16 protein-coding genes are annotated in these 23177 nt (G+C 44.0%); 3 read left to right on the forward strand and 13 right to left on the reverse strand.

Annotation, left to right across the window (positions count from 1 at the left end):
* Positions 1–12 precede the first annotated feature (12 nt).
* From treC to M3636_RS10210, 11 genes are all read right to left on the reverse strand, one after another.
* The gene (gene treC / locus M3636_RS10160; RefSeq protein WP_251382375.1) at positions 13–1734 is read right to left on the reverse strand and encodes an alpha,alpha-phosphotrehalase; all 1722 of its coding nucleotides are present in this window, start codon (positions 1732–1734) and stop codon (positions 13–15) included.
* A gap of 701 nt (positions 1735–2435) precedes the next feature.
* Positions 2436–3128, reverse strand: coding sequence for a metal-dependent hydrolase (locus tag M3636_RS10165; protein ID WP_251382376.1), 693 nt, complete (start codon positions 3126–3128; stop codon positions 2436–2438).
* Positions 3129–3249: 121 nt separating this feature from the next.
* Positions 3250–4938, reverse strand: coding sequence for a glycoside hydrolase family 13 protein (locus M3636_RS10170; protein ID WP_353056279.1), 1689 nt, complete (start codon positions 4936–4938; stop codon positions 3250–3252).
* Between the two features lie 283 nt (positions 4939–5221).
* On the reverse strand, positions 5222–5674 hold the full coding sequence (locus M3636_RS10175) for a VanZ family protein (RefSeq protein WP_251382377.1): 453 nt from the start codon (positions 5672–5674) through the stop codon (positions 5222–5224).
* Positions 5675–5718: 44 nt separating this feature from the next.
* Positions 5719–6585, reverse strand: a complete 867-nt coding sequence (locus M3636_RS10180; protein WP_251382378.1) for an AraC family transcriptional regulator — start codon at positions 6583–6585, stop codon at positions 5719–5721.
* Between the two features lie 240 nt (positions 6586–6825).
* A complete protein-coding gene (locus M3636_RS10185) occupies positions 6826–9258 on the reverse strand; it encodes a glycogen/starch/alpha-glucan phosphorylase (protein ID WP_251382379.1) in 2433 nt (810 codons plus the stop codon).
* A 474-nt stretch (positions 9259–9732) separates the two neighbouring features.
* Complete coding sequence (glgD, locus tag M3636_RS10190; protein WP_128101618.1) at positions 9733–10836, reverse strand: glucose-1-phosphate adenylyltransferase subunit GlgD; 1104 nt, start codon at positions 10834–10836, stop codon at positions 9733–9735.
* Positions 10837–10862: 26 nt separating this feature from the next.
* Positions 10863–12032: a glucose-1-phosphate adenylyltransferase gene (locus tag M3636_RS10195; protein WP_285858651.1), complete on the reverse strand. Its 1170-nt coding sequence runs from the start codon at positions 12030–12032 to the stop codon at positions 10863–10865.
* A 553-nt stretch (positions 12033–12585) separates the two neighbouring features.
* On the reverse strand, positions 12586–13737 hold the full coding sequence (locus tag M3636_RS10200) for an iron-containing alcohol dehydrogenase (RefSeq protein WP_251382380.1): 1152 nt from the start codon (positions 13735–13737) through the stop codon (positions 12586–12588).
* Between the two features lie 217 nt (positions 13738–13954).
* Positions 13955–14809, reverse strand: coding sequence for a GNAT family N-acetyltransferase (locus M3636_RS10205; RefSeq protein WP_251382381.1), 855 nt, complete (start codon positions 14807–14809; stop codon positions 13955–13957).
* Positions 14810–14955: 146 nt separating this feature from the next.
* A complete protein-coding gene (locus M3636_RS10210) occupies positions 14956–16650 on the reverse strand; it encodes a M3 family oligoendopeptidase (protein ID WP_251382382.1) in 1695 nt (564 codons plus the stop codon).
* Positions 16651–17361: 711 nt separating this feature from the next.
* Between M3636_RS10210 and M3636_RS10215 the strand changes: the two genes are divergently transcribed.
* Together M3636_RS10215 and M3636_RS10220 are read left to right on the forward strand one after the other, a co-directional pair.
* Positions 17362–18096, forward strand: coding sequence for a hypothetical protein (locus M3636_RS10215; RefSeq protein WP_251382383.1), 735 nt, complete (start codon positions 17362–17364; stop codon positions 18094–18096).
* A 138-nt stretch (positions 18097–18234) separates the two neighbouring features.
* Positions 18235–18447 (forward strand): cation:proton antiporter regulatory subunit, encoded by a 213-nt coding sequence (locus M3636_RS10220; protein ID WP_056701081.1) that lies wholly within the window; start codon positions 18235–18237, stop codon positions 18445–18447.
* 118 nt (positions 18448–18565) lie between these two features.
* Here M3636_RS10220 and M3636_RS10225 read toward each other — a convergent pair whose 3' ends face one another.
* The gene (locus M3636_RS10225; protein WP_251382384.1) at positions 18566–21325 is read right to left on the reverse strand and encodes a PAS domain-containing hybrid sensor histidine kinase/response regulator; all 2760 of its coding nucleotides are present in this window, start codon (positions 21323–21325) and stop codon (positions 18566–18568) included.
* 272 nt (positions 21326–21597) lie between these two features.
* Between M3636_RS10225 and M3636_RS10230 the strand changes: the two genes are divergently transcribed.
* Positions 21598–22422 carry a protein-glutamine gamma-glutamyltransferase gene (locus M3636_RS10230; protein ID WP_251382385.1) on the forward strand — a complete coding sequence of 275 codons (825 nt, stop codon included), beginning with the start codon at positions 21598–21600 and terminating at the stop codon, positions 22420–22422.
* 175 nt (positions 22423–22597) lie between these two features.
* On the opposite strand, the gene infC is transcribed toward M3636_RS10230, so the two are convergent.
* The gene (infC, locus tag M3636_RS10235) at positions 22598–23086 is read right to left on the reverse strand and encodes a translation initiation factor IF-3 (protein ID WP_128101610.1); all 489 of its coding nucleotides are present in this window, start codon (positions 23084–23086) and stop codon (positions 22598–22600) included.
* Positions 23087–23177: the final 91 nt, after the last annotated feature.

Raw genomic sequence — 23177 nt, forward strand, 5'->3', positions numbered from 1 at the left:
GAACAATGATTACTAATTCTTTTGTGGAACTAGCCACATATAAGATGCATAAGGGCTTAATGGTAGTTCTTGCTGCAGATCAGGCGCCTCTTCCGTATTGCCGATTAATAATTCATGTGACTTGCCAGCAATATGCTCTTTCCAGATCGCATCAGAGAATGTAAAGTTCGTACTTCGCTCACTGAAGTTAGATACCACAATCAGCGTATCGCTTCCATTCGTGCGTGCATATGCGAATACTTCTGAATGTGCATCATCGAGACGTTCATACAATCCGTCGATCAGCACAGGTACTTGCTTACGCAGAGCAATCAGTTTGCGATAGTGGTAGTAGATTGAATCAGGATCAGCAAGCTGTTCAGCCACATGAATGGAAGGATAACGCTCATCGACCTTAATCCATGGTGTACCTGTTGTGAATCCTGCATTCTCACTGGCATCCCATTGCATTGGCGTTCTTGAGTTATCACGTGAGCGCTGCTTCACAATCTCAAAAGCTTCCTCAGCAGATTTGCCGCGTTCCTCCTGCAGCAATCGATACATATTGGTCGATTCAATATCACGGAACTCACTTACATCGTTCCATACGGGATTCGGCATCCCAATTTCTTCGCCTTGATACACATATGGAGTCCCCTGCATGCCATGAATCGTGGTTGCCAGCATTTTCGCACTTTCGGCACGATAATCACCATCATCCGCGAAACGGGACAATGCCCGAGGCTGATCATGGTTATTGAGGAACAAGGCGTTCCAGCCGCCACCTGCTTGCATACCAGTCTGCCAATCACTGAATAGTTGCTTCATTGCTTCAAAATCATATGGCATCAGTTCCCATTTCTGACCATTCGGATAATCCACTTTCAAGTGGTGGAAATTGAAGGTCATCGAGAATTCTCGCGAATTCGGGTTGGAATATTGGATGCAGTGCTCTAACGTTGTGGAAGACATCTCCCCCACCGTGACCATATTGTACGGACCAAATACTTCTTCATACATCTCGGTGATGTATTCGTGTACGCGTGGCCCATCCGTGTAAAACTTACGACCATCTCCCGGAGATACACTGCCGTCATCATTCGGGAAGCGCTGATCCTTAGAGATCAGATTAATGACATCCATCCGGAATCCGTCTACGCCTTTGTCTGCCCAAAATTTAATCATATCGCGGACAGCTTTGCGTACCTGCTCATTTTCCCAATTCAGATCAGCCTGTGTTTTGTCAAACAAGGTGAGAAAGTACTGACCTGTATGCTCATCGTATTGCCACGCCGGCCCACCAAATTTAGACTGCCAGTTGTTCGGCACACAGCCATCTGGAGCTGGATCTTTCCAAATATAATAATCCCGGTACGGGTTATCCTTGGAAGACCTCGACTGCTGGAACCACTCATGATCCGTTGATGAATGATTCACCACAATATCAATCATTAATTTCATATCTCGTGCCTTGAGCCCCTTCAACAGTTCGTCGAAGTCCTCCATCGTGCCGTAGTCAGGATTAATTTTGTAATAATCAGCCACATCATACCCATTGTCATGTTGAGGAGAAACATATACTGGCTGTAACCATACGATATCGATACCCAAATGCTGCAAATAGTCCAGTTTTTCTGTCAGGCCTCGAATATCCCCTGTGCCTGTTCCCGTCGTATCATTGAAGCTCTTGGGATATACCTGATACACCGTGGACGTTTTCCACCACGATGAGGAAGTTGTGTCGGTTGAACTCATGTTAACGCCTCCAAAAGTTTAATACGTATTGGTCTATCTCATCAGTTAACTTCATGTATATATTACATAAGTAAACCTGTATATACAAGTTGAAACTATAATTTTCTTATAAGTTCGTGTTTAAAAAGGACGATTTTCAGTACCGAGAAGATGGGATGAAGATAGGAATGGAGTAGCGGAGCGTAGGGAAAACTACGTGAGCAACGGACATTTCGGCTGAATTCCATATTCGACGCTGAGATGCCGTGAGGCATCCTTCGTAATCAAAAGTGGACTTTTTGAACAACCTCTATAAGTTCGTGTTTACAACGTCGATTTGCTAACCTGAGTGACATGAGGTAAAGTTTCGTGAAAACCGCTATATACCCTTTCTACACATTCCCCATAAATGTTGACTATGTAACATTTATTTTGAAACTAACGTTCGAAAACGCTATGATATCCGTGACTTGAATTGAAAAGAGCAATTACTTCGTTATGGCTTATAACGATATGCCAACAATATCTTCGTACTACGAACGTTCCGTCAAATTTCACAGCAAAAAGAAGGCGAGCCTCACGTCATTTTCCCTAACGTGTTACTCGCCTTCTTTTTTATATTCCAAGCCTTTATTCAGACTACAGCTTCTTCCAACATCAAGAATTGAGTTAGACATATTTGCAATCTATACCAGTATAGCGCGACTCATCTATACGTATTGCTATAGGTTAAAGGAGTCACCTGGTGCCATTACGCGACCTTCCAATCCTTTGGAAGCTAGCTGCTGCACGAACTTCTCCGCATCCTGACGGATCACTGGGAATGTATCGTAATGCACAGGGATGGTCAGTTTAGCATTAAACCATTCTGCGGCTTGAAGTGCATCTTCTGGCCCCATAGTGAAATGTCCACCAATTGGTAGGAAGGCAACATCAATTTTATGACGATCTCCAATCATTTTCATATCGCCAAATAAGCTTGTATCCCCTGCATGCAATATCGTTTTACCACCAATGTTAATAATGTATCCCGCAGGCAATCCTGCGTACATAATGCGTTGTTCCTCTTCCAGCACAATTCCCGATGTATGGAAGGCTTGGATCATTTTCGCCTGTGCAAAATCAAGATCCACGGTTCCGCCCATGTTCATGCCCAGCGTATCCAACCCTTTCCAAGACATGTATGTAGCCAGCTCCACAATCGCAACCACTTTGGCGTTATTCGCTTTAGCGATCGGTTCAGCGTCCAAAATATGATCCATATGAGCATGAGTCAATAATACAGCATCTGTCTTAATGTCTTCCGGTTTGGTAACGGCCAGCTCATTGCCACGTAGAAAAGGATCAATGATCAGTGATTTCTCCTCTGTGCCTAGTTGAACACTGGAATGTCCATGATAAGTAATCTGTAGCATCTCGGCAGCCTCCTGACAAATTAATATACACACCCATGTAGTTTGCTTCACATCCATGATTTCACAAGTTACGCTTATAAGTATAGTCCATAGCCAACATACAAATCAAAATTAAAACAATTCATTGCATCCGATAAACCCTCGCCTCATAAGGCTGCAATAGAATAGTGCCTTCATCTGTCGAGTAACGTTTGTTCACATTACAGATCATGAGTTTAGCCTGTTCTGCTGCCCATCCCTCCGGCCAATGCATCTCAGTTTCATGTGAACTAAAGTTTAGGATCACTAGCACTTTCTCGTCATCTAATGTCCGTGTGTATGCATAAATATCAGGATCATCGGCAAGGAGTAGTTCATACGCGCCATAGATTAGCACTTTGTTTTTTTTGCGTAGCGCAATCAGCTTCCGATAATAATGTAGAATAGAATGTGGATCACTCTCAGCAGCAGCGACATTAATCTCTGTGAAGTTATCATTCACCTGAATCCAAGGTTCGCCCTTCGTGAATCCAGCCTGCTCACTATCATCCCACTGCATGGGTGTTCGTGCATTATCCCGACTTTTCCGCCATATCGCTTCCATGACATCCTGCTTGGATCTGCCCTGACCGATATGATGTCTGTAATAGTTCATCGTTTCAATATCTCGATATTGTTCAATGTCCGAGAAAGCAATGTTGGTCATGCCAATCTCTTCGCCTTGATAAATGTAGGGTGTACCTTCAAGAGTCAACATCCATGTCGCCAGCATCTGGGCTGAGCGCACTCTATATTTGCCATCATCTCCAAAACGGGATACCGGACGAGGCTGGTCATGGTTCCCCATATAATTCGCATTCCACCCCCGCCCATGCAGGACAGTCTGCCATTGACTCATAATTTCTTTCAGTTCGGGTAGCTTCCACTTCCGGTAATCCCACTTCCCGATCCCTGAGGATTGAGCATCCACAAACATGTGCTCGAACTGGAACACCATATTAAGCTCATTACGGTCCGTTCCCACATAAGCAAGAGCCTGCTCAGGACCAAGCCCCGAAGTTTCACCTACTGTCATGGGGCCGTATGGTTTAAGAATCATATCGTTCAGCTTATTTAAGATGGAATGAACCTGTTGCAGGTTCGAGAATAGCTGATATGCAGGCACAACAGGCAGATTATCAGGATTATGCGCACTGGGCAGACCCTCCGCCTTTGCAATATGAGCAACTGCATCGAAACGAAAACCATCGACCCCTTTTTCCAGCCACCAATGAACCATTTCATACATCTCTTCTGCCATCTGAGGATTATCCCAGTTGAGATCAGGCTGATGTTCCGAGTACAGATGTAAATAATACTCATTCGTCTCTGGATCAAGCTTCCACACCGAACCGCCAAAATAAGACTCCCAGTTGTTAGGAAGCTGACCATGTTTACCTGATCGCCAGATATAATAGTCCCGTTTCGGATTGTCTTTCATGGAACGTGATTCCACAAACCACGGATGTTCGTCCGAAGTATGATTCAACACTAGATCCATCATGATTTTAAGTCCACGCTTATGTGCCTCTTCCAGCAATCGATCAAAGTCTTCCATCGTGCCATATTTACGCATAATGGCGTAATAATCGCTAATGTCGTACCCATTATCATGACCAGGTGATTCGTAGATCGGACAGATCCAGATCACATCAATTCCAAGATCCGTGAGATAATCGAGCTTATCATAGATTCCACGCAGATCCCCATGACCGTCTCCGTCCGAGTCCATGAAGCTGATCGGATAGATCTGATATACTACACTCTCTTTCCACCAAACGATGTCAGCCACCTCATTTCCATGGTCTTGTTATCTAAAGGTCGTTCAATAACCCGTTAATATGTTTTATCCGAAATGTCCCCTCGATAAACACCCGCTATTCAATTACACGCAAAAAGGATCGGTATAAGTGACAACCTTTCGGTAAACACACTCTATCCCGATCCTGCTATTCAACTTGTGATTTACTTAAACTCTGAATTATGCGGACTACATAGATTGAACTATAAATATTTACACTGAGCACTCCAATGAAAGAATAACCTTTCGATCGCTGTTCAATCTATATAGACGGTTAACGAAGTCTTCCAACATACATCAAGAATTGCAAACCTACATATCCAATCCATGCCCCGAATGTATTCAGTATAATGTCATCGACATCAAATGCCCCAACCCGAGTCACTAACTGCGTTAACTCTACCGCGAATAAAATAAGGATCACAGCTAATGTAAGCTTCAGGAAGGATCGACATTTGCGAAACAACACCGGGATGCACACACCTAAGGGAATAAATAATACAATATTGCCAAATAAATTTTTTACCCAAGCCTCCGTGCTGTACTTGTCTCTCTCCAAAAGAAGTGGTCTGATCGTATCAAAGGGAATCCAGTTATATTGATAGCTTAAGCCTACCGTTCTGCCTTTGAAAAAAAGTAAATTGCCCATAAACAGCACATAGATTACGGTGAGTACAACCACAATGATTCTACACTGTTTGGCGTTAATCCATGAATCTCCGCTCATATTCCTGAAGCCCTCCGGCCTTTATTACCGCGAAGCGGTTCTGTTTATTTTAGCGGAATATAGATCTTCATGTCCAACTGCTCAGGAGTCGACTTCCATACATCGGTCACTTCAAAGTCTGCTCCTTCCCCTCGCTCATAATTGGATTGCGGTAACCAGCTACCATAGATCATTTTGCGAATATCCTGACCCGAACCATCAACCTTGAACTCTGCATACACACCGCCTGGAATTTCAAACTCCACATAACCGGGCTTCAACAATGGCGTTACACTAGCGCTCTCCTCACCTACTATAAAAGAAAATTGACCATCCTCCTGAAAGTTGCAAGCAATGCCATACGCTAAATCCGGACGTGAACGGTCTGGAATGTCCATGAATTTCTGCTCTGTTCCAAACTGATGATAGAAGCCAGGAATTTCTCCATAATGCTGATTGTCATTCAAATTCGTCTTGTACTCATACCCGATAATGTGAATTGGATCAAGAGTTATGATGCGTGGTGTGTTCATATAAAATTCTCCTCCAAGCTGAGTTCGATAATCGTTGAAATCAATCATCTGCTGGAGCTTCAAGGAATAGGACTCATCCTCCAACTTGCGGAATTTGGCAGGTGTCACGCCCCAGTACGTTGCAAATGCCCGTGTAAATGCTTCCTGTGATTGGTACCCCCAGTTCAAAGCGATGTCGAGTATACCTTCGCTCGTATTCCTTACATGTTGAGCCGCCTCACTAAGCCTACGTCTGCGTACATACTCCAACACGGTTAAGCCTGTAATAGCCTGAAATAAACGTTGGAAATGAAACGCAGAGAAGCCGGCGCATGCGGCCGTCTGTTTCACATTAAATTCTTCTTGTAGATGTTCCTCTAGGTATGTAATCGCAAGTTGGATACGTGTGTAATGGTCCATGGTGCATCCTTTCCTTTCTAAGCTATGCTGCAGATATGAAATAAACGATTTCTCCATCATTATGACTGAGCTGACACGGTTTTTTTTGATTTTCTGTGCGGACATGTGGTTCATGCCTACTTATCGTATAAAACTCATTTCTCCAAGTATGCAAATGACATTACATCCTGAAGACAACTCAAAGGGCATCTATATAACAGACAGAATCCCCTCGTTTGACCGAGGGGATTCTTTACATGTTTACCCTTTCCAATATCCAGATACCGGTTCAATGCCCCAGATATCTGTCGCATATTCGCTAATGGTACGATCACTTGAGAATATGCCTGATTGTGCTGTATTCAGCACAGCCTTGCGAGTCCAATCCGGTATATCACGGTATGCCACATCAATTGCAGCATGTGCCTCAGCATACGCGGCAAAATCTCGCAGTACAAAATATTCATCGCCATGGGCAACCAGTGAATCATAGATATCCCAGAACTCCCCTTCCCGATGGCAAAATGCTCCCGGATGAATGAGTTGCTCTACCACTTCACGGATTCGACCATCCTGACTAACTACCTCACCAGGACGATAGGAACCGGAATGAACGTAGTTTAACACCTCATCAGCCCGTAGACCGAAGATAAACATGTTATCCTCCCCAACCTGCTCTGCCATCTCAACATTGGCTCCGTCCATCGTTCCGATGGTCAACGCTCCGTTCATCATGAATTTCATATTGCCCGTACCCGAAGCTTCCTTACCCGCCGTCGATATCTGTTCACTGACATCTGCAGCCGGAATGATCTTCTCTGCCAATGAGACAGAGTAGTTCTCAAGGAAAAATACTTTCAGACGATCATTGACCGCTTTATCCTGATTGATTGTGCTTGCTACATTGTTAATGAGCTTAATGATCTTTTTGGCAAAATAATAACTCGGCGCAGCCTTGGCTCCAAAGATAAATGTCCGCGGTACGATATCGAACGTCGGATCATTCTTGAGTTTATTGTATAAATGCATGACATGCAGAATGTTCAGCAACTGCCGCTTGTAGCCGTGCAATCGTTTCACCTGTACATCAAAAATAGAATCGGGATTCACCGGTGTTCCGGTATGATCCAAAATATAAGCTGCAAGTCGTTCCTTATTGCCTCGTTTAATGGCACGGAATTGGTCTTGGAACGATGCATCTTGCGAAACTTTTGACAGCTCATTTAACTTGCCAGGCTCGGTTATCCAAGCATTGCCGATCGTCTCTGTTATGAGATTGGATAGTTTGGGATTGGCATGCATTAACCAGCGGCGATGCGTTATTCCATTGGTTTTGTTGTTGAAACGCTCTGGATAAAGTGCATAGAACGGAGCCATCTCACGTTCTTTGAGAATTTCGGTGTGCAGTGCCGCTACACCATTAACGCTGTGGCTGCCCACGATAGCGAGATGTGCCATTCTAACCTGATCATGTGCAATAACGGCTAGATGTGTTATACGTTCCTGATCTCCAGGATATCGATCCAGAAGCATGCTACAGAAGCGCTTGTTAATCTCTTCAATAATCATGTAGATCCGTGGCAACAGCTTGCTAATCATGGAGACGGGCCATTTTTCAAGTGCCTCACTGAGTGTAGTATGGTTTGTATACGAAACCGTGCGGGTCGTGATGTCCCACGCTTCATCCCATCCATACCCCTGATCGTCCATTAAGATGCGCATCAATTCAGGAATGACGAGAGTTGGATGCGTATCGTTAATATGGAAAGCAACCTTATCCGGCAATCGGTCATAGGACAGACCAAGCTTATTAAACGTCCGCAAGGCGCTCTGCACCCCAGACGAACACATGAAATACTGTTGCTTCAAGCGAAGCAGCTTGCCTTCATACTGAGAATCGTCAGGATACAGGAACTCCGAGATGGACTCAACCGAACGACTGTAATCGAGATATCCATAATAGTTCGAAGGCGTATCCAGTGAACTTTCGCGCTTCGGCTCAGCACTCCAAAGTCGAAGTGTATTTACATGGGGGTGACCATATCCGATAATCGGCACATCGTAGGGAACCGCCACGACGGATTCGGCATCCTTCGTTACAAACTGATACCGTCCATTCTCTTCGTGCGTTTCTACGCGTCCCCAGAACTTTACTTCGACCTTCTTGTCTGGACGGCGGACTTCCCACTCATTGCCCTTCTCCAGCCAATTATCCGGTAGCTCTACCTGGTTGCCGTTGATGATTTTTTGTTCAAACAGACCATATTTATAACGAATACCACAGCCATGACCTGCGTAACCGAGGGATGCTAATGAATCCAGAAAACAGGCTGCGAGTCGTCCTAATCCACCGTTACCAAGTCCAGCGTCCGCTTCTTGTTCCTCCACTTCCTCTAACGAGAAGCCTAGATCAGCCAAGCTGTCGCGCACGAGTTCCAATTCATTGACATTGAGTAGGTTATTGCCGAGCAGACGTCCAATCAGGAATTCGAGCGAGAAGTAATAGACCTGTTTATCCTGCCGCTGCTTAAATCCTTGATTCGAGGTCGCCCAATCTTGCCCCGCGTATTCGCGAATCATACTTCCAAGTACGTGATAGACATCTTCCTGCGTTGCTTCTTCAAGCGGTTTGCCCAATTTGCTGACCAGATTCCGTTGAAATATGCTCTTGAACGTTTCTTTGTTGTCAAACAAAAGTAGGTTCCTCCCGGTGAAATCCTGTAGAGTGGTGACGGTTCATACACTGAAGTGACTAGCATTCTGCAAAGTGGTCGTTACGGTGACGAATCATTCTTTCGATCGCTGTTGTCTCCCAAATTTCAACCTATTTAATAGGTTGAAATTTGGAGACAAAGGCGAACGCTTCGCTTCTTCAGAATTGATTTCGTCCCCTTCACTACGTTTGCATATAAACAAGAATCTTCAGAAATAGAGCAAAATTTAATTTCCGCTAATGTATGAACCTAAATCCATCCTACAGGATTTTTATTTTATATATTTATAGAAACAATTTCATCTCTCATATAAATGAGGATGATGGTAGCTATAGCTAGTTAAAAGACGATTGTCGGCGAATTGCCACTTGGATCTATATCTACTCCTGATTAAAACAAGGAAATTCAGGCTGAAATAGATTCATTTATAGATGATATCGGTTATGCCATCAGATTAAATAATAGTGCTTTTTGCCAAAATATATGGGTTCGAAGGATCTCCAATTAACGTTTGCCCACCCGTCAGCCTCACATCTTTATCGAGGATCACATTCTCCAGTACAGCTCCCTCACCAATGTAACACTTCTGCATAATAATGGAACCCTTAATTTTGGCACCTTTGGCTACGTGCACCCCACGAAATAGAATGCTATCCTCTACTTCTCCACCTACGATGCACCCATTCGCAAGTAAGGAATGTTTCACATCGGCTGTATCGAGGTATTTGGCAGGTGCTTCATATTTGATTTTCGTCTGAACAGGTTCCTCTTTGAATAGCTGTTCATATAGCCCTGTGTTCAACAGATCCAGACTGTTCCGATAATAGCTGTCGATTGAATTGATTACTGCATGATATCCGTCATACGCATATGCGGCAATCTTCAAACCATCCGGATTTTTCTGAATCACATCACGGAAAAAATGACTCTCGCCGTGATCGATGCAGCGCTGTACTTGGCGCAAGAACAGTTCTTTTTCCATGATAAAAATTTCTGTATATATATTCGGATGATCGGCACTTTGGTGAATGTCCACCACATTACCGTACCCGTCATGTTCAACTTTGACACATGCATTATGCTCAGGTAACAATTGATCTACTTTTTTGCAGACCAGCGTAACGTCCGCTCCTGTGCTTATATGGTACCTATACACATCCTGAAGATCCGCCTTGGTCACATGACGACTACCGGCATGAACAACATATTGTCCCGCACCCCGGTGGAAGAAATCCAGGTTATTGTGAAAATGCTGTAAATCGCCCTGTGAGGTATCCGTTGGATCATTCCAATCCGGTGGCAAAATAAACATACCTCCGTGTTTACGATCCAGATCCCATGGCTTTCCATCCCCCAGATGATCTAAGAGTGAGCGATATTTACGCCTTACAAATACACCAATACTTTCAATGCCTGCATTCATCATGTTGGATAGAACAAAATCAATTAGACGGTAACGTCCGGCATAGGGCACCGCAGCTCCGCAGCGAAAGTACGTCAATTCCTTCAATTCTTCAAGCTCATGGTCAAGGTTAATAACTCCGATCAATGGTTTCATCGCATGCACCGTCCTTTACCCTTAGATTAGGCTTTGCTTGTCATTCCCTCGCGGAGCTGGCGCTCCAATTCTTCTTGATCAATAAGTACAATATCACTTTCGTCTCCAGGTATAGGGGCAATGTGTGCACCATCAGGGATGACGAGTCCTTCCGATATAATAGCGCGATGAATGCGCACATTGTGCCCAATCTTCACTTTTGGCATGACAACAGAGTCAATGACTTCACTGTGCTGACCGACCTCGACGCCATAAAATAATACCGAATGGTTCACCTCACCGTGCACAACCGTGCCTTCACTAATAATGCAATTGCGCACCTTCGCCGTTGGAGAAATATACTGTGCAGGCTGATTCGGATTGCGCGTATAGATACGCCAGTCTGGATCATTCAGATTAAATGGTGACTCATCGTTCAGCAGATCCATATTGGATTCCCACAAACTGCGAATTGTACCAACGTCTTTCCAATAGCCTTCAAATGGATATGCATAAAGTGATTTTTCATGTTCAAGCAATAAGGGGATGATGTCTTTGCCAAAATCATAAGAGGTGGATGCCTGTTGTTCGTCATGGATCAGGAAACGTTTCAGTACATCCCACTTGAAGAGATAGATGCCCATAGATGCGAGTGTACTCTTAGGCTGAGAAGGTTTTTCTTCGAATTCGTAGATACGGTAGTCATCATGAGTGTTCAGTATCCCGAACCGACTTGCCTCTTCCAGTGGTACATCAATGACTGAAATCGTGCAATCCGCGTCCTTTTCCTTATGATACTGAAGCATTTTCTCATAATTCATTTTATAAATATGATCCCCTGATAGAACGAGTACATGTTCAGGGTCAAATTGTTCGATAAAGTTGAGATTCCGATAGATGGCGTCGGCTGTTCCACGATACCAGTTGCTTCCATCCTCACGTTCATGTGGGGGCAGTACATACACTCCACCATTTTTGCGATCCAAATCCCAATCGCTGCCAATTCCAATATAGGAGTGCAACACAAGAGGTTCATATTGGGTCAGCACACCAACGGTGTCAATGCCAGAGTTAGAGCAGTTACTAAGAGGAAAATCAATGATTCGATACGTACCACCGAAATAAACAGCTGGTTTAGCCAGTGATTTGGTAAGTCCCTTCAATCGTTTGCCTTGCCCTCCGGCTAGCAGCATTGCTACAACTTCTTTTTTCGCCATTATTACAGCCTCCTCCACTTGCATTCATTCTCTCTTTCATTCAGTCGCCCATGTCTTATTCTGTGGATGAGTGGACACTGTTGTCATGATCAGGAGCATGCTGTATAAACCGCGTTCATGTTCATTACGTATACGAAAGTGGTGAAGAACTCACATTGTAAATAAGCTGGCATCCCTGCCATGTCAGAAACGAAATTAAAATGAAAAATAAAAAGTGAAGAGTCATCTAACTAGCTAAGCTGAGGTGTTTTTGCAGGGTGGCAATCGTTATTGTTGCGTAGAATATGAGTCTCTTGCCTGACTAAACATTAAACACAAACAAGAAACACGAAACGTACTGAGTCATTTTTCCTAAAAGCTCAACTACTCCTCTCTCCGGGCATTCACTCCTTCCAATACACTTTGTCATTACTTAGGAATTGTATTCGCTAAGAAGGAATCAAACTCCTTTTGTTTTGTAAGGAAATATAATATGGAAAATAAAGTAATTAAAAATACAATTAAATCACAAATAAGCCGAGAACTTGTATTCCCGGCTTGTGTGCACATTTTATTATATAATTTTACGGAACAGCTCCATCACTTCGTCCTTGGAAGGTTGATAGGGGTTCCCAGGTGCACAGGCGTCCTTCATCGCGTTATCAGCGAGCAGTTCGATATCCAAATCTTCAACACCTAATTCGGACAGCTTTTCTGGAATACCGACCTCTTTGGACAGCTGGCGAATCGCCTCAATGACATATTCAGAGCACTGCTCATCACTCTTACCTTTCACATCCATGCCAATCGCTTTGGCGATATGACGGAATTTGCCTGGCACATGTTTGGCATTCATCTCTTCCACATATGGGAGTAACATCGCGTTACACACACCGTGCGGAAGATCGTATACGCCACCTAATTGATGCGCCATCGCGTGGACGTACCCTAATCCAGCATTGTTAAAGGCGATCCCGCCAAGAAAACATGCATACGTCATATGTTCCCGCGCTTCCAGGTCACCGCCGTCTCTTACAGCTCTCGGCAAATATTCGAAGATCAATTCTACGGCCGCCGCTGCTGTCGCACTTGTGACCGTAAATCCTCCTGGTGTAACCATCGCTTCCACAGCATGGGTCAATGCATCCATCCCGGTTGCCGCAGTCAGGCTAGAAGGCTTGCTTAACATCAGTTCCGGATCATTCACCGACAGGGAAACGAGACTGTTTTTGTCCACCATCACCATTTTCACTTTACGTTCCTCATCTGTAATCACGTAGTTAATTGTCACCTCACTTGACGTACCAGCCGTTGTGTTAAACGCGACGAGTGGTACTGACTTATGCTGCGATTGATGAAGCCCTTCATAATCACGGATATGACCACCATTCGTAGCTACAATGCCAATAGCCTTCGCTGCATCCTGTGGTGAACCACCGCCAATCGAAATAATTGCATCACATCCATGTTCTTGATACACCTGAAGACCATCATGTACGTTCTGACATGTCGGATTAGGCTGAACATCATCATATACGATATAGTCTAGCCCAGATTTTCTTAATATAGACAGCACCTGTTCCGTAACGCCTGAAGCAATTAACGGACGGTCACTGACGACCAGTACTTTGCGAATCCCCATGTCTTGAATTATTTTACTTGCTTCTTGTATGCAGCCTCTCCCCATCAAGTTCACGGGCGGAACATAATAAGCATGTGTTGCCATTTGAACCAGCCTCCTGTTACCCTGATTTGTAACTAACTTCATTGTAACTGAATCCGTTTTCAGATATAGTGAAATTAATCACAATAAGACTAACAAATGTTACATTAGAGGATTATCCACAATAAAGTTATAAAAAAAGAGCTAACCACCAAGGGTTAACTCTTTCTTAGTTATCGTTTTTAATTCTTAGTCTTTACTCCAATTCTGATAATTCAGTTCAGGTTCTCAACAGATCTTGAATGGGTGCGTAGTACACACGGTATGCCTCTCCCTGCTCAAAGCCCAGCTTGTGAGCAATCGCAATCGAATCCTTACGAAAATCTTCGGTTGTCCAATGAGGTATACAACCACGATCAAGACATAACTGTATATAAGAAGTCGCCAGCGCTGTTGCCAGACCTTGACCACGATGCACTACGTCGTACGTATGAATGCCAATCTCATGATGCTCGTCACTCACAAATACTGACAAACACGTACCTACGACTTCTCCTTCCAGCATGACACAGGTTCCTAGCCCATATCGGATAAAGTCCTCAACCGTGTACCAGAATTTCAAAATCTCTTTTTGGATCACACCACTCGTGTCCTCTTCCAGCAACGTAGCATCGATCACGCTAACTTGATATTGCGGAGGAATATTAAAACAAGTCTGTTGCTGCAACCAATGATGAAATTTCATCTGATTAAAGGTGAACGGAACTCGATAACCCTCGCCTAATTTCCCTGCAAAGGTCACCTGTAAGATCAAATCCCAACTGCCTCCATGAGTCGGAAGCACTTCAAGATTCAACATCTCTTCACCAACCCTCAGGGCTTCGGGTAGAAGCTCCTCCGATAACAGCTGTTTCACATGTCTATGAAATAAGAAGTCGTTCGAATCACCCATCCAATAAAACATTTCATGTCTCGCCCAGATAAACACGCTGTTTAGGATATCTGGATGATCGACATAGACACGTCCGGCTTGAAGCCCATCAAGCACTCCACCCATGACGACATGCCCCTGCCGTTCACCTACAAGATCCTTAACACGTTTTAATACCGTTGGATCATGAACTAAGTACAACATGATATAACCCTCGCATTCTAAGAGTATTCGTGAGCTACAGACATCCCAACCTGCCCTTCTAGCTCTAGCCTCAGAATGCGATACCGATCAAGTGTGGATTAATCTTCGTACCATTTCACCTCATTTAACCTACTCTTCGGATTTTCTTAGAGAGCTTTGTCGTCTACGCCATCCAGCCAAGCTTCAATATCCCCAATTACAGAAGAGACACAGCCGTCTTCAAACGGAGAATTAAGACCCGCAAGCTCGACCAAGCCAGTAAAGGACAGGCTTCCTCCCGCTTTGCACAGCGTCAAATAATCAGCCCAGGCAGACTTCATATCCTGATTACTGCGTTTCCAGAACTGGAATGCACAGATTTGAGCCAACGTATAGTCAATGTAATAGAACGGTGACGAGAAAATATGACCCTGTTTATGCCAGAATCCGCCCTGCTCCAAATACGCATTATCTTTGTAATTAATATGCGGCAAATATGTCTTCTCAATGTTGCGCCAAGCTTGCTTGCGTTCTGTCGGAGTTGCTTCAGGATTAGCATAGACAAAGTGTTGGAACTCATCAACTGCTACGCCATAAGGGATAAAGAGCAGTCCGGAAGAAAGGTGATCGAACTTGTATTTATCCGTATCTTCCTTGAAGAACAGCTCCATCCACGGCCAAGTGAAGAACTCCATGCTCATGGAATGAATCTCTGCGGATTCATAGGTAGGCCAGTTGTATTCCGGCACCTCAAAGTGACGGCTCTCATACACCTGGAACGCATGACCTGCTTCGTGAGTCAAGACATCAATGTCACCTGATGTTCCGTTGAAGTTAGAGAAAATAAACGGTACTTTGTAATCGTTCAAGTAGGTGCAATAGCCTCCGCCCTGCTTGCCTTTTTTGCTAACCAGATCCATGAGCTCGTTCTCAGTCATCATCTGGAAGAACGCATCTGTCTCAGGGGACAGTTCAGCGTACATTTTTTTGCCGTTCTCAATAATCCAGTCCGCATCGCCCTTAGGCGTTGGGTTACCTGTCTTGAAGCTAAAGCCTTGATCGTAGTAATAGAACGTATCCACATCAATCCGGCTACGCTGGCGCTCTCTAAGTTTAGATGCTACTGGCACGATATAATCGCGAACTTGAGCACGGAAATTAGCCACCATCTCCGCATTATAATCCGTACGGTTCATGCGATCGTAACCAAGCTCAACATACGTTGGATATCCCAGCTTTTTCGCAATTTGAGTACGCACTTTCACCAATTCATCGTAAATTCGGTCAAATTCAGCTTCATGCTCAGCCATGAATGTATATCTGGCTTCTGAAGCACGCTCACGCATGGAGCGGTCTGTAGACAGCTCGAATGGATGAAGCTGTGGCAATGTGCGCTCTTCACCTTCAAACGGAATTTTGGCTGAAGCAATCAGTTGATTATATTCTGTAGAAAGTCGGTTCTCTTTCTGCAGATCGCCAATAATTTCAGGACTGAATGTTTTCAAGGAGAGTTCTGCAAGCTGGAACAGCTGTGCTCCCCATTTTTGCTCTAATTCAGCACGGAATTTGGAATTCACCAGCGCGCGGTAATAATCTGTAATATATTCTTGAATGACAGGGTAGCTCTCATCAAGGAACTCCTGCTCTGCCTTGTAGAAACTATCGTTTGTATCAATAGAATGACGAATGTACACGAGCTGTGCTTGTGTCTCAAAATCGCTGCGCAAAGCATTAATCTGATCCATATATCCACTTTGCTCTTCAACTGTTGCTGAAGCTTCGAACTGACTCAACAATTGTTGAAATGATGTTTTGATGTGTTCCAGATCGGGACGTGTATACGAATATTCACTAAATTTCATTATGTACACCCTTTCCTATTCGGTAAATTCGGGAGATTCCCGTGTTAAACTAACCTTATTATACAAAAGAGCAGCCTAAAAATCCCATCTTTACGAAAAATATTTATCCATTGGTCAAATTGAAGAACATGTAAGGTCACGTTTGTTACACAACCGTGTAAGGTAATCATGGATACATGACCTAACGCAAATAAGCCCGCCCCGCATTATCGCGAAGCCAGCTTATAAGCTTGTCTTACTTACATATGCTATTCAATAATTCAGACTAATTTTTGTCTTTGTCCACAACCATATAAAACCAGCCCATTCCGACCATTCCCACGACCATAATTGCAACCAAAATAATGATGTAAGTCATGAATGTAACCCCCCTGCTTCCGAATATTCTACACACTACTACCAGTTTACACGGTGAAACGCCTTTTGAATTGACCGAACATTGACAAAAATACGAAATCTTTAATTTTAATCAATGGATCTATATTCAGGATGATATGTTATTCATTATTCCACGTTCTAGGTATCTGCATCCACATCTCACCCACGACGCTGAACCTTATGTAATGATTTAATGACACCCCTTGCATGCAGATCAAATCATACCATATCACAAAATGCAATCCATGCCCAACGTTTCATCTGTTATACATCCGGTGTATACTATAAATCTATGAAATAGAAATAAGATTTTACATTGAAAGGTTGAACCAGATGTCGATTCGTATGCCTTTACGTCACTTATTTATTGCCATCTTACTAACATTAATGTTAACCGTATTAACTGCTTGCGCAAACGGAGAAGCCCATGTAACCGTCAATCTGGATGGGTCATCCGATCTCGATCTGAATCTAAGTGTAACCGATGCTGCACTGGGCAAAATTGGACAGGATAACCTTATGGGTCTGCTTGCAGACACGTTAAAAAAGAACAATTTCCAAGCAGAGGTGACCAAGCAGGGAGACACGCAGCAGCTTACTGCCACCACTCACTATGAGAAAAGCAGTACAACTGACTTTGATATGTCAAGCTTACCTGAAGGCATTAAGGTGGAGCAATCCACAACACCTGGTTTGTTCTCATCAACACTTCACCTTACTGCAGAAGCGGATGTCATGGAATCTATGCCAGATGGAACCATCAAAGATCAGATTAACAAAGTACCGAGCTTTCTTAAAAACTTGTTATTAAAGGATGTTAATTTCGACTTCAAGCTAACTCTCCCCATCAAAGCGAAGGATTCCAACGCAGATGTTGTGGAAGATGGCGGTAAAACACTAACGTGGCACGTTTCCCCACTCAATCGGAATACACTGGATTTGACTGTACAGATTCCGAACATTCGAAATATTATTATCGCAGCTGTTATTGGCCTTATTTTAATCGCTGTATTGCTGATCTGGTTATTATTGCGTCGTAGACGTGTCAGACAGCGCCGAAATGGCTAAAATATATAGCGTAAGGATAATAAAATGCGGTTAATTTGAATCGTGACTTGCCAAACGTTGTGAGGGATAGTAGAATACATCCGTACTGTGTGAACGGTTAAACTTATTACGGAAAAGCTAAAGAGGTGACAGTATTACATGAATATCCGGGAATGTCCTTTACCTGGTATCGGAGTTAAGTACCAGTTTGATACAAAAAGCGGCAACCAACTGGTTATTATTGTGCATGAAGATGGACGCCGTGAATTGTTCTCAGTTGACCCAACTGACCAAGAGGAACTGACGCTAATTGCAGAATTGGAAGATGATGAGTGTGTAACCCTCTCTGGGTTAATCGGAGGATGGTCTTAAGTTTTTTTAAGCCCCTCTCAGATGGATAGTTCTCCACTACAAAAAATGAAAAGCAACCTGCCTCTAAGCTAAGGGGCAGGTTGTTTCAATTCATAGGTTACTTAACTAGGTTGCTTCGTCATTGGTTATCTAACATTTTTTGATGAGCTCGAATAAAGGGAACCCATGTATTCATGACACGACGTATCTCCTGAGAACTGAACGGCTTGCTAATAAAATCCTGCATGCCACACTTCAAACATGCTTCACGATCTGTAGCACCAACAAATGCAGTGATGGCAGCAATGACCGGAATTTCCGGATGGGTTTGCCTAATTTTGCAGGTTGCCTCGATGCCATCCATGATTGGCATTTTGATATCCATAAAGATAAGATCATAATGCTCACGTTCCAGAGCCTTCACAGCCTCTTCACCATTCTCTACAATGTCACATACACCGCCGTGCTTACGCAGCATCTCCTCCATAAGGTGACTGTTCAGTTGTTGATCCTCTGCCACTAAAATTTTAATCCCCGCAGCCTGACGTGACTGATCGGTTTGTTCACTCACTTCATCGGATTGCTCTATAAGCTCTCCAGATTCGTCATTCCAGCGCTCTAGCGACAAAGTGAAATAGAATTCTGCTCCCTCACCCGCATCACTCTGTACGCCAATCGCACCGCCCATAAGCTCCACCAGCTTCTTGCTGATCGCCAACCCCAGACCTGTGCCTCCATATTTGCGATTAATGGAAGGATCAAGCTGCGAGAACGATTGGAATAGTTGATGCTGCTTCTCAAGCGGTATACCAATTCCTGTATCTTTCACCGTAAATGCCAGTGTAAGCCGATCCTCATTCTCACATTCTGCTGGATTCACATTCATATGGATTTGAATGTTGCCCTTATCCGTGAATTTGACCGCATTACCAACGAGGTTGATGAGCACTTGGCGAATACGTGTCTCGTCCCCTCTTATTCGCTCAGGAACCTGATCCGATATTTCACAATATAATTCAATATTTTTCTCGGATGCACGCAGTGCAAACAGTTCCATTACACCCGCCGTCATCTCTCTCAGATCGACCGCCTCATGCGCAAGATCCATTTTGCCAGCTTCAATTTTGCTAAAATCCAGAATCTCATTGAGGATATGCAACAAAGATTCTCCGCTATCAATGATGATCTCGGCAAATCCATGTTGTTCCTCATCGAGTTCTGTTTCCTTTAATAAATGTGCCATTCCCATAATGCCATTCAGTGGTGTGCGCAGCTCATGACTCATAATCGCAAGGAATTCCGACTTGGCTTTGTCCGCATGCTCAGCCACTTCCTTCGCCCGAATAATCTCATTTACACTTGTCATATCGCGAAAGACCAGAACCGCTCCTCGCGTTTTCCCCTGATCCATAATAGGCTTAAGTTGAAATTCTGCAAGGAAGCTTGAACCATCTTGTCTCCAGAAAACGGACTCTGACCTTGGCAGGCTCCGTCCTTCACGAACAGCTTTCACAATTGGCGTTTCGTTTGTTGGATAAGGGATACCTTCGCTTTGCATTTGCAATATAATCTCCTCAAACGGCATGCCATTGGTAGCACTTGGGCAGAAGTCCATCATCTCTGTTGCAGCCGGGTTTGCGAAGATGATATGTCCCTCCCGATCAAGCCCAATGACACCTTCGGACATTGCATTTAATATGAGTGCACGTTCATAACTTAAATTTTCAATTTCCTCAACATATCGTTTAGATTCCGTAATATCACTCGTAATTCCAAATACACCTACGACTTGTCCTTCAAGAATAATCGGAACATTAATTACACTCGTTTCAATGCGCTGACCGTCTTTGTGAATTAGTCCAATCTCATAGCTCTGAGCTTTCCCCTTCACACTCTCTTCAAAAGAGTAACGGGTTTTATCCAGGTCCACCGGATCAATGAGATGTTCAAACGAGCCACCTAGCAGCTCCTCTTTGGTATGTCCAGTAAGCTGCTCCTGTCCCGAATTCGCTTTAAGCAACTTCCCATCTGGAGCAAGTGACGTTACCCCCAATGGATTAAAGTCGAATAGTGACTGATACTCCTGCTGACGAAGCTCCTCTTGCTTGCTGGCAGTCATATCTCTAGTTACGGCAATCATCTCCTGAAGATTACCCTGCTTATCATATACATACTGTGTTAACGTATCCGCCCACACTGGCGATCCATCCTTATGCCGGAGACGATAACTGATTCGATCTGGAGCAAGACCTTGCACTTGTCCCGACACATATGCCTTGACTAGAGGAATATCCTCTGGATAGATCACAGATAAGCCGGATTGACCTATTAACTCCTCCGGTGTATAACCGAGCATGCTTTCGCAGGCGGGCGATATATATTTGAAAGTACGCTCAACATCGGCATGATGAATGGCGATCATATCCAAGGTTGATTCTGTGAGCATGCGAGAGATTTGGCTACTTTCCTCCAACTTTTGGCGCTGGATGATCAAGCGCTCCTCCGCTTCTTTTTGCTTCGAAATATCAGCTGCTTGTACGAGCAAATACAATGGTTCATCCGTTATCTCATCCTTGACGATACATGCCCTTACGCATGCCCATAGAAGTGTATTATTTTTGCGTTTGAGGCGGAACTCCGTTTCATACATCATGGTGACGCCATTGGTCATATCGTAGAATTCAGACCGGAAGCTATCCATATCCAGATCAGGCTCATAAATCATATGTATGATTGGTGTATCAATTAACTCGTCTTCAGGGTATCCCAACATCTCACAAAAGGCGGGATTGAGCTGGAGCCAACGACCATTCACATGTGAAGCAACAGCAATGCCGATCGGCGCATGAGTATATAGTTGTTCGAACAGCAAACGGTTCTGTGTAATTGGATTCGACACCGCTTATCCTCCTTTTCAATTATCCAACCAATTCGTAATGAAAGCTTATTTCAATACATAACTTCATCTATAGAGTGTTACCCCAAATTCTATCATTGTTAACGATTTTACGTACGAAATTTTGGCATGTATCGACATCTTTAATGTTCTAGCCCCATCAAGCAACTGAACCGCTAACTACCCGCCTATAGGCTACATCACATTCTCATGTATTTTTACGAGTTTTCATCTAAATAAAGCCTGTACATCCGAATGATATGGAGGTATCGATTATGATTATTGTTGCAAATCAACCTGTTCAATTAAATCGCGCACACTGGACTCCCTTTGAATGGCACTGGCTCCAACAACTTCTAAACAGTTCGAAAGTGTATACGTATCAGTCCATGGAGCATCTTCAATTTGAATGGAAACTGCGTTCTTCGCTTGTCGAAGCGGCAGAGGGGCTTAATGCCAGTGGTGTTAGCTTCGCCTCGTTCGAACAATCCAGATGTAATCCCGTTTACTGGAATCTGAATGCCCAAGGTGGATTTGAATTAAGACCTAACGTTACACCCGCAGAGGGAATTCGCGACATTTGGAGAAACGGATCCTTGTACGCCTTCGAATGTGCAACTGCAACCGTCATCGTATTATATGGTGGTGTGCTTGGAAGCATCCGTGAAGATGCCTTCAATTCACTATTCCGCAACCTGCTCCTCTTCGACTGGCATTACGATAGCGATCTGCGTTTAACAGAGAAAAACGGCAGTGACGACGCTCTCCCTGGGGATGTACTCTATTTCAAAAATCCGGATGTGTCTCCCGAAACGCCTGAGTGGCAAGGGGAGAATACGATTAAACTTCGGGAGGATTGGTATTATGGTCACGGTATTGGTATTGCTCGCGGGGAACAAATTATACGCACTTTGAATCAATTCCGCGTTCCAGGTAGCCGCACCTCTGCGTATCTGATGGATACGGTCATTTATCCTGATTTTTATTATCTGTCACGGTTTGCAAATAGCAATAATGTGAATTCAGGTTCTGCATCGACGCCTGTGTTACCGGGACAGTTATACGTACGTGTAGGTGGTAGTCGTTATTTGAGAACCTGATGCTTTTCATGTGGTTGACTCCTGCGTCTATATAATAAAACAAAACCAAAAACTCAGTGAATCCACAAAATAGTATTGTAGTTTCACTGAGTTAACGATATGCCACGTCTTGCTACCCTTTCGTCATCCTGAACGTGAATCATCGACTAGTCGGCATACACTTATTGGGGAGTTATTACTTTGGATCCAACTGAACTACAACTTGTTTCCCGCTCACTTGTACCCCTGTTGTTTTGCTGCCGAATTCGGCCAAGGCTTGGCTTAGCTGCTCAGCCCATTCCTTGCCAGCCGCGCCCTCTTTGCTTCCGTGAACCTGAATGACCAGCTTCACGGAATCCCCTTTTTTCAAGATACGCTCTGCCTGTGCTTGCTTGGTATCCCGATCATGATCTTCCATTTGCAGAGTTAAACGGATCTCCTTCACCTTACGTTTATCCGGAGATTTGCTTGATTTCTTCTTCTCCTGCTGCGCCTCTGCTTTGGCTGCTCCAGCCCCAATTAGTTTGCACGGTGGTGGACTGGTCATGAGAGAGGTGCAGACCAGATCCACCTTGTACTGTTTCGCCAAGGCAAGCGCCTCACGCGTAGACATGATTCCGAGATCCTCACCGTTTATCCCAGTTACATGGACTTCCGATGCTTTGATCTTTTCATTTTTAATCACATTTATGACCTCCTTCATAATAAAAGCCTGTTCTGACCTATGACAGATCAGAACAGGCTTGATTGATGTACATGATCATCATGTACCCTAT

The sequence above is a fragment of the Paenibacillus sp. MER 99-2 genome (assembly GCF_023714095.1).
GTDB lineage: Bacteria > Bacillota > Bacilli > Paenibacillales > Paenibacillaceae > Paenibacillus.

Coding starts and splice junctions, on each gene's coding strand:
- M3636_RS10220 (WP_056701081.1), top strand. CDS start 18,235: ATGAATATCCGGGAATGTCCTTTACCTGGTATCGGAGTTAAGTACCAG.
- treC (WP_251382375.1), bottom strand. CDS start 1,734: ATGAGTTCAACCGACACAACTTCCTCATCGTGGTGGAAAACGTCCACG.
- M3636_RS10210 (WP_251382382.1), bottom strand. CDS start 16,650: ATGAAATTTAGTGAATATTCGTATACACGTCCCGATCTGGAACACATC.
- M3636_RS10195 (WP_285858651.1), bottom strand. CDS start 12,032: ATGGCGAAAAAAGAAGTTGTAGCAATGCTGCTAGCCGGAGGGCAAGGC.
- glgD (WP_128101618.1), bottom strand. CDS start 10,836: ATGAAACCATTGATCGGAGTTATTAACCTTGACCATGAGCTTGAAGAA.
- M3636_RS10180 (WP_251382378.1), bottom strand. CDS start 6,585: ATGGACCATTACACACGTATCCAACTTGCGATTACATACCTAGAGGAA.
- M3636_RS10175 (WP_251382377.1), bottom strand. CDS start 5,674: ATGAGCGGAGATTCATGGATTAACGCCAAACAGTGTAGAATCATTGTG.
- M3636_RS10230 (WP_251382385.1), top strand. CDS start 21,598: ATGATTATTGTTGCAAATCAACCTGTTCAATTAAATCGCGCACACTGG.
- M3636_RS10205 (WP_251382381.1), bottom strand. CDS start 14,809: ATGTTGTACTTAGTTCATGATCCAACGGTATTAAAACGTGTTAAGGAT.
- M3636_RS10200 (WP_251382380.1), bottom strand. CDS start 13,737: ATGGCAACACATGCTTATTATGTTCCGCCCGTGAACTTGATGGGGAGA.
- M3636_RS10165 (WP_251382376.1), bottom strand. CDS start 3,128: ATGCTACAGATTACTTATCATGGACATTCCAGTGTTCAACTAGGCACA.
- M3636_RS10215 (WP_251382383.1), top strand. CDS start 17,362: ATGTCGATTCGTATGCCTTTACGTCACTTATTTATTGCCATCTTACTA.